The organism is Mycobacterium sherrisii (assembly GCF_002102355.1).
GTDB classification, from domain to species: domain Bacteria; phylum Actinomycetota; class Actinomycetes; order Mycobacteriales; family Mycobacteriaceae; genus Mycobacterium; species Mycobacterium sherrisii.
Window position 1 is genome coordinate 1 of sequence record NZ_LQPT01000128.1, and the last position, 13,291, is coordinate 13,291.

Here is a 13,291-nt window from a genome sequence, read left to right on the forward strand (position 1 = left end):
CACCAAGCGCGCACGCGCACGTGAGGCAACAAACCACCCTTCGCGCGCATCTTGACGTGAGGCAACAAGCCGACACATGTCCGGCGATTGCGTCGAGCGCACGACGGGCACACTTGGGCGATGCAGACGACGGAGTACGCCCCGGGACGGTTGGCCGACATATACGGCGATTCGACCCAGCTGACCATCCTGGTATGGCACGGCATGCAGGCCAATGCCCGCACCGTGCTGCGGCCGCTGGCCGGCCTGCTCGCCGAGCACGGCGCCGGCGTCGTGGTGCCCGATTGGGATTCCCATGCCGACGACGGCGGGCGCGCGGCACTGTTGCAGTCGGTCGAGTTCGTCCGGCAGCGCACCGACGACGTCGGTTTCGCGCTTGTCGGCTGGTCGATGGGAGGTCTCGCCGCAGCGGGTCTCACGCTGGCGGGCGTGGCCCCGGTGATCCATACCGTCTGTCTGGCAGGCGCTTTCATCGCGCCCGACCCGATCACCGGCGCCGTCCCGGGCGACGGCCTGGTTCCGGGACACGCTGGGCCGCCGTTCACCTTGCTGCACGGCCGGGCGGACGATGTGGTTCCGGTGGCGGCCAGCCGGGACTTCGCCGCCCGACTCGAGCAAGCCGGGTGGGTGGTCGAGCTGGCGGAACTGGAGGCCGACCACGGGTCGATCGCCGGGGCGGATTACGACGCCGCCGCGGATCGCTACCTGGCCGGCGCCAGCGCGGCGGCGCAGCGGGGGGCTGTCGAGGTCGCCGGTCGCATCATGGCGCAGCTACGGTACGAATGAGGGGTGGCTGAGCCGAGGATCGTGCTGCTGTCGACGTCCGACACCGACCTGATCAGCGCCCGTTCCAGCGGCAAGAACTATCGGTGGGCCAACCCGTCTCGGCTGGCGGACGGCGAACTGCCCGACCTGCTGGCCGGCGCGTCGATTGTGGTGGTGCGGATCCTGGGGGGTTACCGCGCCTGGCAAAGCGGCATCGATGCCGTCCTCGCCAGCGGCATCCCGACCGTGCTCGTCAGCGGCGAACAAGCCGCCGACGCCGAGTTGACCGGCATGTCCACCCTGGCGGCCGGCATCGCGGTGCAGGCGCACATCTACCTCGCCCATGGCGGTGTGGACAACCTACGTCAGCTGCACGCGTTCCTGTCCGACACCGTGCTGATGACCGGTGTCGGTTTCACCGCGCCCGTGCCGACCCCGACCTGGGGCGAGCTGGACCGGACGCCGGCGCCCAACGACGGCCCGACGATCGCGGTGCTGTATTACCGCGCGCAGCAGCTAGCGGGCAACACTGCCTACATCGAATCGTTGTGCTCGGCGATCGAGGCCGCCGGCGCAACCGCACTGCCGGTCTTCTGTGCGTCGCTGCGCACCGCGGAACCCGAACTGCTGCAACGACTCAGCGCCGCCGACGCGATGGTCGTCACCGTGCTGGCCGCCGGGGGACTCCAGCCCGCGACCGCGTCCGCCGGCGGCGACGACGACAGTTGGAACGTCGAACACCTTGCCGCCCTTGATATTCCGATTCTGCAAGGGCTTTGCTTGACCGGCTCCCGGGGCCAATGGTGCGACAACGACGACGGCTTGTCGCCGTTGGACGTGGCCAGCCAGGTGGCGGTGCCCGAATTCGACGGCCGCATCATCACGGTCCCCTTCTCATTCAAGGAGATCGACGACGACGGGCTGATTTCGTATGTCGCCGACGCCGAGCGCTGCGCCCGGGTCGCGGGCCTGGCCATCCGGCATGCACGGCTGCGACACGTCGCCCCGGCCGACAAGCGGGTGGCGCTGGTGTTCTCGGCGTATCCGACCAAGCACGCCCGCATCGGCAACGCGGTTGGATTGGACACCCCGGCCAGCGCGGTGGCGCTGCTGCGGGCGATGCACGAACACGGCTACCGGGTGGGCGATCTGCCCGGCGTGGCGGCCAACGACGGCGACGCATTGATCCACGCGCTGATCGAACGCGGAGGTCAGGATCCCGATTGGCTCACCGAGGGGCAGCTGGCCGGCAATCCGATTCGCGTGTCCGCCAAGGACTATCGGGCCTGGTTCGCCACTTTGCCCGAGGAATTCCGCGATGCTGTGCAACGACATTGGGGGCCGCCGCCCGGCGAGCTGTTCGTCGACCGCAGCCGCGATCCCGACGGGGAAATCGTCATCGCCGCAATGCGAGCCGGCAACCTCGTGCTGATGGTGCAGCCGCCGCGCGGCTTCGGGGAGAACCCTGTCGCGATCTACCACGACCCGGACCTGCCGCCCAGCCACCACTACCTGGCCGCTTACCGCTGGATCGAGGCAGGATTCCAAGCGCATGCCGTGGTGCATCTGGGCAAGCACGGCAACCTGGAGTGGCTGCCCGGCAAGACGCTGGGCATGTCGGCGGCGTGTGCGCCCGACGCCGCGCTGGGCGATTTGCCGATGATCTATCCGTTTTTGGTCAACGATCCCGGCGAGGGCACGCAAGCCAAACGGCGCGCGCACGCGGTGCTCGTCGACCACCTCATTCCGCCGATGGCGCGCGCCGAAAGCTACGGCGACATCGCGCGGTTGGAGCAGCTGCTCGACGAGCACGCCAACGTCGCCGCACTGGACCCGGGCAAGCTGCCGGCCATCCGCCAGCAGATCTGGACGCTGATCCGGGCGGCCAAGATGGATCACGATCTGGGCCTGACCGAGCGACCCGCAGAGGACTCGTTCGACGACATGCTGCTGCACGTCGACGGCTGGCTGTGCGAGATCAAGGATGTCCAGATCCGCGACGGTCTGCACATCCTGGGCCAAAAGCCCATGGGGGAAGCAGAACTCGACCTGGTGCTGGCGATCCTGCGGGCCCGCCAACTGTTCGGCGGCGAGCACGTCCTGCCCGGCCTGCGCCAGGCGCTGGGCCTGGCCGAGGACGGCAGCGACGAACGGACCGTGGTCGACCAGACCGAAGTCGCCGCCCGGGAATTGGTTGCCGCGCTGCAAGCCGCCGGCTGGGATCCGCGAGCGGCCGACACCATCACCGATGACCCCGACGTCGCCGCCGTGCTCCGATTCGCCGCCACCGAAGTGGTGCCCCGGTTGGCCGGTACCGCCGCGGAGATCGACCAGGTGCTGCGGGCGCTGGACGGCCGGTTCATCCCGGCCGGCCCGTCGGGGTCTCCGCTGCGCGGTCTGGTCAACGTGCTGCCCACCGGGCGCAATTTCTATTCCGTCGACCCCAAGGCAATCCCGTCCCGGCTGGCCTGGGACGCCGGTGTGGCACTGGCCGATTCGTTGTTGGCCCGGTATCGCGCCGACCACGGGGAGTGGCCGCAATCGGTCGGCCTGTCGGTGTGGGGCACGTCGGCGATGCGCACCGCCGGCGATGATATCGCCGAAGTCCTTGCGCTACTGGGTGTTCGGCCCGTGTGGGACGACGCGTCCCGTCGCGTCGTCGGCCTGACACCGATTCCGCTGACCGAGCTGGCCCGCCCACGCATCGACGTGACGGTCCGCATCTCCGGGTTCTTCCGGGACGCCTTCCCGCATGTGGTGACCATGCTCGACGACGCGGTGCGGCTGGTCGCCGAGCTCGACGAGCCCGCCGACGCCAACTATGTGCGCGCCCACGCCCAGGCCGATCTGGCGCAGCACGGCGACGAACGCCGCGCCACCACAAGGATTTTCGGGTCCAAGCCCGGCACCTACGGCGCAGGGCTGCTGCAGCTGATCGACAGCCGCAACTGGCGTGACGACGCCGATCTCGCCCAGGTGTACACGGCCTGGGGCGGATTCGCCTACGGCCGTGACCTGGACGGCCGCGCGGCGGTCGACGACATGAACCGGCAATACCGCCGAATCGCGGTGGCCGCCAAGAACACCGACACCCGCGAGCACGACATTGCCGACTCCGACGACTACTTCCAATACCACGGCGGCATGGTGGCCACCGTGCGAGCACTCACCGGTCAGGCGCCGGCGGCCTACATCGGCGACAACACCCGGCCCGACGCGATCCGCACCCGCACGCTCTCGGAGGAGACCACGAGGGTGTTCCGTGCGCGGGTGGTCAATCCGCGCTGGATGGCCGCGATGCGCCGGCACGGTTACAAGGGCGCGTTCGAGATGGCCGCGACCGTCGACTACCTGTTCGGCTACGACGCCACCGCCGGGGTGATGGCGGACTGGATGTATGAACAACTCACCGAGCGCTACGTGCTCGACCCGGAGAACCGCAAGTTCATGACGGAGTCCAACCCGTGGGCCCTGCACGGCATGGCCGAACGGTTGCTGGAGGCCGCCGGTCGCGGCATGTGGGCCTCGCCGCGGCCCGACACGTTGGACGGGCTACGCCAGGCACTGCTGGAAGTCGAAGGTGATTTAGAGGGGTGACCGGCGTAGGTTGGCATCGTGACGCCGACCTTTGCTGACCTCGCCAAATCGCAATACCTGCTGCTGACCACCTTCACCAAGGACGGCCGGCCCAAGCCGACTCCAATCTGGACCGCGCCCGACGACCGGGACGGCGATCGGCTCTTGGTGATCACGCAGGAAAACTCCTGGAAGGTCAAGCGAATCCGCAACACCCCGCGGGTGACGATGGCGACCTGCACCATGCGCGGCCGCCCGACCAGCGAGGCCGTCGAGGGTGTCGCCGCCATCCTGGACAAGTCGGAGACAGGCAGGGTGTACGACGCGATCGGCAAGCGCTACGGCATCCTCGGCGCGATCTTCAATTTCTTCAGCAAGCGGCGCGGCGGCATGGAAAACAATATCGGCCTGCAACTCCGGCTGGCACCCGGCTAGCGTCGCGATGGCCACCGTGCTGATCCCGATCCCAGACCGCGACTTCGATCCCACCGAAGTTGCGGTCAGCTGGTTGGTCTTGACCCGCGACGGCCACGACGTGCGCTTCGCGACCCAGAACGGGACAGCCGGTGTCGCCGACGACATCATGGTGACCGGTCGAGGGCTAGACATCTGGTCTGCGCTACCGGTGTTGAGCTTCGTGCCGCTAGTCGGACTTGCTTTGCGCGCCAACGGCAATGCCCGCGACGCCTACGCGGCGATGGTGCGTTGCGACGAATTCCGTCACCCGGTCAGCTGGCATGAGGCCACCCTGGACGGTGCCGATGCACTGCTGTTGCCGGGCGGTCACCGCGCCCGTGGCATGCGCAGCTACATCGACAGCGACATCCTGCAGCGATTGGTGGTCGACGCGTTCGCCCGCGGCATGATCGTCGCCGCGATCTGTCACGGCGTGCTGCTCGCCGCCCGCAGCATCGATCCCTACACGGGGCGCTCGGTCCTGTACGGGCGCAAGACGACCGCGCTCACCTGGGCGATGGAGCGACTGGCGTGGCGGCTCACCCGCATCACCCGATTCTGGGATCCCGACTACTACCGCACCTACACCGAAGAGCCAGGCCAGCCCAGCGGCTACATGTCGGTGCAGTCGGAAGTCACTCGGGCGCTGAAAGATCCGGCCGATTTTTGCGACGTCGAGCGCGGCACGCCGCACGCGTGGCTCAAGTCCTCCGGTCTGGCGCGCGACACCGCGACCGACGCGCGGCCGGCATTCATTGTCGACGACGGCAATTACCTTTCGGCGCGCTGGCCGGGCGATACCCACACCTTCGCGGGCATTCTTTCGCGCAAGCTCGCGACGTAGGACTACCGCAGGTGCTCGCCGAAGAACGCGAAGACTCGACTCCACGCGTCCTCGGTCGCCGTCTGGTCGTAGCCAAAACCCGTGACACGAAGCAGCGGCTGGGCGGGCAGCGTGTTGGCAAAGCTGTGCCCCACACCGGAGTAGACCTGGATGTCGTTGGTAATCCCTTTGGCTGCAACGACTTTCCGCAACTTTTCGGGCGCACCCTTGCCCAGCGGGTCGCGTTCGCCGAAGCTCGCCACGATAGGGCACGCTCCCTCCAGCACGTCGTTCAGGTGCCGCGGCAACGGTGCGCCGTAGAACGGGGCAGAAGCACCAAAACCCTTGGGAGACAGCAGCAGTGCAAACTGCCCGCCCATGCAGAAGCCGGCGATCCCCACCTGTCCGGTGCAGTCGGGCAAGGACCGCAAATGATCGCGGGCGGCGAGGATGTCGTCCAGCGCCCGGCCGCGCTGCGTCATCAGTTCGCGCATCACCCGGGTGATGCAGCGGATGCGGCCGCCACGGGCATACATGTTCGGCGTGATCGCCACATAGCCGGCCTGGGCGATGCGGTCGTTGATCGACTGCTTGTCCCGGCCATAGCCGAACGCGTCATGCACCACGACCACACCGGGCCACGGCCCCAGCCCGGGCGGGACGTTCAACAGCGCATCGATCGGGCCGTTCGGGGTGTCGATCTCAATCGTGGTCATGTCGTTATCTAACTGCAGCCGCGCCGCCCGCCACTAGGGGAACTTCGGCGCGATCCGCAAACGTTGGCCTGACATGGTGCGCCGGATGTTACTCGTCTACGCCGTCGTCGAACTGGCGGCGATTTTCACCCTGGTGTCGACGATCGGATGGGGCTGGACCCTGCTGAGCCTGCTGGCCACGTTCATCCTGGGTTGGGGTTTGCTGGCCCCGATCGCGGGCTCGCAGCTGCTTGGTCACCTCGGCCAGGTGCGCTCCGGGGCGAAACCACCCCGGTCGACGCTGGGCGATGGGGCAACGACGACCGTCGCGACGGCCCTGGTCTTGGTGCCCGGGCTGGTCAGCACGGTGTTGGGAGTGCTGTTGCTGTTGCCCCCGGTGCGTGCCGCCGTCGGCCCCGCGGTGACCGGATTCGCGTTGCGCGGCCTGCAGCGCCACGCCCCGACGCTGGTCGGCTACCCGGTCGACGTAGCCGACCTGCGTCGTCCCCGCGATGGTCGCGATTTCATCGACGGTGAAGTCATCGACGTCCACGACGTCCAGCCACCCGCGCTGTCCACCGACGACCACTGGGGCGGGCCCCGGTACTCCGCGTAGGTTTTGCGGGGTGATCCCCACACCCACCACGCTGCTGCTCAACGGACGGGTGCACAGCCCCAGCCATCCCGACGCGACCGCCATGGCGGTGCGAGGTGAGGTCATCGCCTGGCTGGGCAGCGACGAGGTCGGTCGTAGCCAGTTTCCGGACGCCGAGGTGGTGGACCTGCACGGTGGACTTGTGGCTCCGGCCTTCGTGGACAGCCACATTCACCTGACGGCGACCGGTCTCACCCTCAGTGGATTGGATCTGCGGCGGGCAACCTCTCGGGCGCACTGCCTGCAGCTGATCGCCGATTACGCTGCTGCCCACCCGGGCCAGCCGGTGTGGGGGCACGGCTGGGACGAATCGTCCTGGCCCGACCACATCCCGCCGTCGACCGCCGATCTCGACGAGGTGCTGGGCGAGCGGCCCGCTTATCTGGCGCGCGTCGACGTCCATTCCGCGCTGGCCTCGACGGGATTGCGCAACCAAGTGCCCGAGCTGCCCGGGGCGCCGGGTTTCACCGCCCAGCGGCCCCTGACCGGCGACGCACACCACCGGGTTCGGGCGGTCGCCCGCGACCTGCTGACCCGCGGCCAGCTGGCCGAAGCACGATCGGCCGCGCTGCGGGCCGTGGCCGCCTGCGGCATTGTCGCGGTGCACGAATGCGCGGGCCCCGAGATCGGTGGCCTCGACGACTGGCAGCAACTCCGTGCCCTCGAGCCGGGCGTCGAGGTGATCGGCTACTGGGGTGAGGCGGTGACCAGCGCCGACAGCGCCCGGACGCTGATGGCCGAAACGGGTGCGCGCGGGCTCGCCGGCGACCTCTTCGTCGACGGTGCTCTCGGATCCCATACCGCCTGGCTGCACGAGGCCTACGCCGACGCGCCGGACTGCCGCGGCACGGCGTATCTGGACGCCGACATGATCGAAGCGCATCTGCGCGCCTGCACCCAGGCGCAGGTGACGGCCGGCTTCCACGTCATCGGCGATGCGGCGGTCTCGGCGGCGGTCGATGCGCTGGAACGCGTCGTCGCCGACCTCGGAGTGGCCGCGGTAGCCCGCTGCGGACACCGGCTGGAGCATGTCGAAATGGTCACCACCGATCAGGCGGCCAAGCTGGGCGCGTGGGGTGTGATCGCCAGCGTGCAGCCCAGTTTCGATGCGTTGTGGGGCGGCACCGACGGCATGTACGCCGAGCGCCTCGGCCCCCACCGAGGCAGTCAACTCAACCCGCTAGCGCTGTTAGCATCCCAAGGCGTGCCCCTCGCGCTAGGTTCCGACGCACCGGTGACGGGGTTCGACCCGTGGGCCGGTGTGCGCGCCGCGGTCAACCATCGCACTCCGGGCAGCGGTGTGTCCGCACGGGCGGCCTTCGCCGCGGCGACGCGCGGCGGCTGGCGGGCATGCGGCGTCCGTGACGGCGATATCGGCACGCTGGTCGCCGGCGCGCCCGCCTCCTACGCCGTGTGGGACGCCGACGACCTCGACGTGCACGCCTCGAATGACCACGTCCAGCGCTGGTCCACCGACCCGCGGTCCCGCGTTCCCGCGTTGCCCCGGCTGGGTCCGGCCGACGAGCTGCCACGCTGCCGGCGGACCGTCCATCGGGGTGTTGTCCTGCATGGCTAGCGACGAGCCCGAGCCGCTCGACGAGCCCAAGGCTGAGGAGGTCGAGGCCGACGAGCCCGAGGCTGAGGAGGTCGAGGCCGACGAGCCCGAGGCCGAGGAGCCGGCCCAGGAGCCCAAGCCCGGCGCGTTGACGCGGCTGCGCTCCGCGGCGATCGCCCGGGCGCCCGGCATTAAAGCCGCGCTGCGGCCCCGGCTGTCCCGGCTGACCGTCAGCATCGCGGCCGGCATCCTGATGGCCACCAGCTTCCCATCGGTGAACTGGTGGTGGGCCGCCGTCGTGGCGGCCGCGCTGCTGGCGTGGGTGCTGCAGCACCCCGCCACCACCCCGGTCGGCGGCTTCGGCTACGGATTCCTGTTCGGGCTGGCGTTCTACGCGCCGCTGCTGCCGTGGATCAGTCTGCTGGTGGGCGCCGTGCCGTGGCTGGCGCTGGCGACCATGTGCGCGCTGTTTCCCGGCATCTTCGGCCTGTTCGCGGTCGTGGTCCGGCGACTGCCCGGCTGGCCGATCTGGTTTGCAGTGCTCTGGACGGCCCAGGAGTGGCTGAAGTCGATCATCCCGTTCGGCGGGTTCCCGTGGGGCGGCGTGGCCTTCGGCCAGACCGACGGACCGCTGCTGCCGTTGGTTCAGCTCGGTGGGGTGGCGCTGCTGTCGATGTCGGTGATGCTGGTCAGCTTCAGCGCGACCGCCATCGCGCTGGAAATCGTCAAGTGGTGGCGCACCGGAGCCGGGGCACGCAAGGGTGCCGCGGCCCAGGGTGCCCAGGCCGCCGAATCGGAGGCCCCGCCACCGCCCGCGGTCGTGCTCCCCGGCGTCTGCATCTGCCTGGTGCTGTTCGCCTCGCTGATCATCTGGCCGCAGGTCCGCCACTCCGGTGCCGGATCGGGAGGCGAGCCGCCGGTCACCGTCGCCGCCGTTCAGGGCAACGTGCCCCGGCTCGGTCTCGACTTCAACGCGCAACGCCGAGCGGTGCTGGACTACCACGTCGAAGAGACGTTACGGCTGGCCGAGGACGTGCGCGCCGGTGTCGCTCCGCAGCCGCAATTCGTGATCTGGCCGGAGGACTCCTCCGACATCGACCCCTTCGTCAACGCCGACGCCGCCGAGCGGATCGCCGCCGCCGCCCACGCGATCAACGCGCCGATTCTGATCGGCGCGGTGCTGGCGGTGCCCGGCCGGGAAAACCAGCCGGAGCAATACACCAACACCGCCATCGTCTGGAATCCCGGCACCGGGGCGGCGGACCGGCACGACAAAGAAATCGTGCAGCCCTTCGGGGAGTACCTGCCGATGCGCTGGCTGTTCAAGCATTTGTCCGGCTACGCCGATCGGGCCGGCAATTTCGTGCCCGGCAACAGCGACGATGTGGTGCAGATCGGCGGCGTGCCGGTCGGCGTGTCCACCTGCTGGGAAGTGATCTTCGACCGGCAGCCGCGCAAGGCCGTCCGCAACGGCGCCCAGCTGCTCGCGGTACCCGCCAACAACGCCACGTTCAACAAGCGGATGAGCGAACAACAGCTGGCCTTCGCCAAGGTCCGCGCCGTCGAGCACGACCGATACGTCGTAGTCGCCGGGACCACCGGGATCAGCGCGGTGATCGCGCCCGACGGCGCCGAACTGGTCCGCACCGACTTCTTCCAGCCGGCCTACCTCGACATCCAGGTCCGGCTGAAGACGCAGCTGACCCCCGCAACGCGCTGGGCCCCGCTGGTGCAGTGGATTCTGGTCGCGACGGCCGGAGCGGTCATCCTGGTCGGAATACGGCACAATAGGAGCTTCCCGAGGAGCTTCCCGAGGAGCTTCCCGCGTCCGGTTCGGCTCAGGTCCCGGCCTTCGGCCGAACCCGCGGATGCTGCCGCGGCCCCGGACGAACCCCGGCCCGAACCCCCAACCGGAACCGGCGGCCGACGACCGCGTCATCTCGGGCGACACAGAGGAGCTAAATGACCACCGGCGAGCCGGCGACCCCCACCTCGGGCAGTCGTCCCAGCCAGCGCGTATTGGTTATCATCCCGACGTTCAACGAGCGGGAGAACTTGCCGCTGATCCATCGGCGGGTGACCGACGCCTGCCCGAAGGTGCACATCTTGATCGTGGATGACGGCAGCCCCGACGGAACCGGCGAGCTCGCGGACGAATTGGCCGCGGCCGACGGCGGTCGCACGCACGTCATGCACCGCACCGCCAAGGACGGTCTGGGCGCCGCCTACCTCGCCGGCTTCGCCTGGGGGCTGAGCCGTGACTACGCGGTCCTGGTCGAGATGGACGCCGACGGCAGCCACGCACCCGAACAGCTACACCGGCTGCTGGACGCCGTCGACGCCGGGGCCGACCTGGCCATCGGTTCGCGCTATGTCGACGGGGGAGCGGTTCGCAACTGGCCCAAGCGGCGCTGGGCGCTGTCCTGGACGGCGAACACCTACGCACGCCTGGCGCTCGACATCGACATTCACGACATCACCGCCGGTTATCGCGCGTACCGCCGCGAAGTGCTGGAGGCCATCGACCTCGACGGCGTCGATTCCAAGGGCTACTGCTTCCAGATCGACCTGACCCGTCGCACGCTCGACAACGGGTTCATCGTGGTCGAGGTGCCGATCACCTTCACCGAGCGGGAACTCGGCGTATCCAAGATGAGCGGATCCAACATCCGGGAAGCGCTGGTCAAGGTCGCGAGGTGGGGAATCGAACGCCGCCGGGACGGCGCCCGGACGCGGGCCGCCGACCGGATCTGACGATCCCGCTCAGCCGCGCCGCTTCGACCGAATCAGTTCGAGACGCTCCTTGAGCAGCTCTTCGAGCTCTTCGACGCTGCGGCGCTCGAGCAGCATGTCCCAGTGCGTGCGCGGCGGCTTGACCTTCTTCGGCTCGGGCAGATCACCCTCGACCAGGGTGCCTTCCATGCCGTTGCGGCACAGCCAGGTGCCGGGGATCTCGGCATCGTCGGCGAACGGAACCTCGAATTCCTCGCCGTTCTCGGTGCGGTACTTCGCCAGCTGGCGGGGAGCCAAATCATGGTTGCGGTCGGTCTCGTAGCTCACGGCTCCGAGGCGGCTACCCCTCAGTACACGATCAGCCATGGCTGCTACTCCTTTGTGAATCCTCTGAGCTTTAAGCTCCCGTGACGCGTTAACGGTTCGCTTGGCAAACGTTGAAACGCTTTGCGTAGTTCCCGAGCCGACACGTGGCACACGCGACTCGACCTCCCATGATACCGGGATCGCGGAGAGCGGCGGACTAAAGTCGGCAAGCGTGAGTCGCCGTTCCCATCCGCAACCATGCCGCTGGTGCGGTCGAGACGTCACCGAGGTCGGGCTGGGCCGGCGCCGGCAGTACTGCCGACAGTCCTGCCGGCAGCGAGCGTACGAGCAACGCGCCGCCATCACCCGAGGCGAGAGCGGGGCCGCGCTGGCACTACCGCCGGATGCCGTGGTGTTGTCGGCCGACGACGCCGCCGACCTTTCCGACCGCATCTACCAGGTTCGATGCGCGGCCGAGGATGTCGCCACGGCACTGCGGGAAGACGCCGGCGCCGCCGAACTTCGCGAGCTCTGCGAGGTGTTGCTGCGCGCGGCCCAAGCCGCCGACGGCTGGCGCCGGGTGGGCGTCTGATCACGCCAGATCATCACCGATGATGAGCCGGGTACAGTCGCGCCATAGATGGCGTGCCGACCGCGGGGGCGGCGTGCCCCACGCCGAGGCCGGTCCTCCTGCAGCAACCGGGAGCAGCTGGCGTTTTGAAATCGTGCCGGGTGACTCGGCGAGTAGCCGCATCCGGCGGTCGAAACCGGCCGCCGAACCGGCCATGTTAGGCGAGGAGTACTGAGGTGGATCAACTCCAGCACGCGACCGAGGCGCTACGCAAGGCGCTGGTCCAGGTTGAACGCCTGAAGCGCACCAACCGTGCGTTGCTGGAGCGCTCGAGCGAGCCGATCGCGATCGTCGGAATGTCCTGCCGCTTCCCCGGTGGGGTGGATACGCCCGAGCGACTGTGGGAGATGGTGGCCGACGGGCGCGACGTGATCTCGGAGTTCCCGACCGACCGCGGCTGGGACCTGGCCGGGCTGTTCGATCCGGACCCCGATGCGCGCCACAAGACGTACGCCCGCACCGGCGGGTTCGTGGACGGTGTCGCGGATTTCGATCCGGCGTTCTTCGGCATCGCGGCCAGCGAGGCGCTGGCGATGGATCCCCAGCACCGGATGTTGCTGGAACTGTCCTGGGAAGCGTTGGAGCGGGCCGCGATCGACCCCAGCGGCCTGCGGGGCAGCGCGACCGGGGTGTTCGCCGGCCTCATCGTCGGTGGCTACGGCATGCTCGCGGAGGAAATCGAGGGTTACCGCCTGACCGGCATGACCTCCAGCGTGGCCTCGGGGCGGGTGTCGTATGTGTTGGGGCTCGAGGGCCCGGCGGTGTCGGTGGATACGGCGTGTTCGTCGTCGTTGGTCGCGCTGCACATGGCGGTGCAGTCGTTGCGGTCCGGTGAGTGCGATCTGGCCCTGGCCGGCGGGGCGACCGTCAACGCCACCCCAACGGTTTTCGTCGAGTTCAGCCGCCACCGCGGGCTGGCCCCAGACGGCCGCTGCAAGGCCTACGCCGGCGCGGCCGACGGAGTCGGCTGGTCCGAGGGCGGCGCGATGCTGGTGGTGGAGCGGCTTTCGGATGCGCGTCGGTTGGGGCATCCGGTGTTGGCGGTGGTGCGGGGTTCGGCGGTCAATCAGGATGGGGCGTCGAATGGGTTGACGGC

The 13,291-nt window shown here is 69.0% G+C and carries 10 protein-coding genes and 1 pseudogene; 9 read left to right on the top strand and 2 right to left on the bottom strand.

The genetic code is table 11. From position 1 onward, the window contains the following. Positions 1 to 120: 120 nt before the first annotated feature. Genes AWC25_RS26225 through AWC25_RS26240 form a run of 4 tightly spaced genes read left to right on the top strand, consistent with a single transcriptional unit; the run spans position 121 to position 5,641 of the window. Positions 121 to 786 (top strand): alpha/beta hydrolase, encoded by a 666-nt coding sequence (locus tag AWC25_RS26225; RefSeq protein ID WP_069401854.1) that lies wholly within the window; start codon positions 121 to 123, stop codon positions 784 to 786. Between the two features lie 3 nt (positions 787 to 789). Further along, positions 790 to 4,362, top strand: coding sequence for a cobaltochelatase subunit CobN (gene cobN / locus AWC25_RS26230; RefSeq protein WP_069401853.1), 3,573 nt, complete (start codon positions 790 to 792; stop codon positions 4,360 to 4,362). A gap of 18 nt (positions 4,363 to 4,380) precedes the next feature. After that, positions 4,381 to 4,776, top strand: coding sequence for a PPOX class F420-dependent oxidoreductase (locus AWC25_RS26235; RefSeq protein WP_069401852.1), 396 nt, complete (start codon positions 4,381 to 4,383; stop codon positions 4,774 to 4,776). 7 nt (positions 4,777 to 4,783) lie between these two features. Next, on the top strand, positions 4,784 to 5,641 hold the full coding sequence (locus AWC25_RS26240; protein WP_069401851.1) for a type 1 glutamine amidotransferase domain-containing protein: 858 nt from the start codon (positions 4,784 to 4,786) through the stop codon (positions 5,639 to 5,641). A 2-nt stretch (positions 5,642 to 5,643) separates the two neighbouring features. On the opposite strand, the gene AWC25_RS26245 is transcribed toward AWC25_RS26240, so the two are convergent. Continuing rightward, entirely contained in the window at positions 5,644 to 6,336 is a 693-nt protein-coding gene (locus tag AWC25_RS26245) for a dienelactone hydrolase family protein (protein ID WP_069401850.1), read from the bottom strand. 73 nt (positions 6,337 to 6,409) lie between these two features. Between AWC25_RS26245 and AWC25_RS26250 the strand changes: the two genes are divergently transcribed. The 3 genes and pseudogenes from AWC25_RS26250 (at position 6,410) to lnt (ending at position 11,332) form a co-directional block, all read left to right on the top strand. Beyond that, positions 6,410 to 6,931: an FxsA family protein gene (locus AWC25_RS26250; RefSeq protein ID WP_069401849.1), complete on the top strand. Its 522-nt coding sequence runs from the start codon at positions 6,410 to 6,412 to the stop codon at positions 6,929 to 6,931. Between the two features lie 82 nt (positions 6,932 to 7,013). Further along, positions 7,014 to 8,546 (top strand): amidohydrolase, encoded by a 1,533-nt coding sequence (locus AWC25_RS26255; protein WP_069401859.1) that lies wholly within the window; start codon positions 7,014 to 7,016, stop codon positions 8,544 to 8,546. Continuing rightward, positions 8,539 to 11,332, top strand: a pseudogene (lnt, locus tag AWC25_RS26260) (apolipoprotein N-acyltransferase). Before AWC25_RS26255 ends, lnt begins: the two are co-directional and overlap by 8 nt. Here the strand turns inward: lnt and rbpA are convergent. Beyond that, positions 11,289 to 11,624 (bottom strand): RNA polymerase-binding protein RbpA, encoded by a 336-nt coding sequence (gene rbpA / locus AWC25_RS26270; RefSeq protein WP_044506359.1) that lies wholly within the window; start codon positions 11,622 to 11,624, stop codon positions 11,289 to 11,291. The pseudogene lnt and the gene rbpA overlap by 44 nt on opposite strands. A gap of 172 nt (positions 11,625 to 11,796) precedes the next feature. Here rbpA and AWC25_RS26275 point away from each other — a divergent pair, with 172 nt between their 5' ends. Together AWC25_RS26275 and AWC25_RS26285 are read left to right on the top strand one after the other, a co-directional pair. Further along, entirely contained in the window at positions 11,797 to 12,156 is a 360-nt protein-coding gene (locus AWC25_RS26275) for a hypothetical protein (RefSeq protein WP_085168221.1), read from the top strand. Between the two features lie 215 nt (positions 12,157 to 12,371). Next, a partial coding sequence (locus AWC25_RS26285) for a beta-ketoacyl synthase N-terminal-like domain-containing protein (protein WP_085168225.1) occupies positions 12,372 to 13,291 on the top strand: 920 nt, incomplete at its 3' end.